We start from the raw sequence: 494 nt of genomic DNA, 5'->3' as shown, positions 1-494 counted from the left end.
TGTTTCTGGCCGAGGGTGAGGGTGGCGTCGGGGAGTTCCACGATTTCCCGCGTCGTGCCCACCGGCAGATCGGTCAGTTTGGTCAGTGCGGAAAGCAGGCCCGCCCGGCTGGCGGTGAGCACGATGGCCCGGTGATCGAACAGATGACGGCCGTGCAGCGTGGCGCTGACCTCGGCCAGTGCGACGTCGGGACGATCGGCCAGGTGGTCGTGCAGCCGGTGCGCGGCAGCCCGCAGCGCCTGCGGGGATCGCGCTGACAGGGTGAACCGCAGCCGGTCGTCCGCCCCGTCCGCGACCCGCGGACTGGTGTACGCCTTCTGCGCACCGCGGTTCTCGACGGCGGGCACCACGACGGCCGGTGGTTCTTCGATGATGATGTGGGCGTTCGTGCCGCCGATGCCGAACGAGGAGATGCCAGCTCGCCGTGGGGTGTCGCGGCGGGGCCAGGGGGTGGGTTCGTTCAGGAGGGCGAGGGGGGTGTTGTCCCAGTCGAT

Annotated in this window: 1 protein-coding gene; it reads right to left on the bottom strand. The window is 70.2% G+C overall.

Features of this window, described 5'->3' with window-relative positions:
- The coding region (locus tag MXD59_RS26035) for a ketoacyl-synthetase C-terminal extension domain-containing protein (protein ID WP_283097525.1) at positions 1 to 494 on the bottom strand (494 nt) is incomplete at both ends.

Source organism: Frankia umida (assembly GCF_023242945.1).
In the GTDB taxonomy this organism is placed as follows: domain Bacteria; phylum Actinomycetota; class Actinomycetes; order Frankiales; family Frankiaceae; genus Frankia; species Frankia umida.
This window is presented reverse-complemented; position numbering and strand designations above follow the sequence as displayed.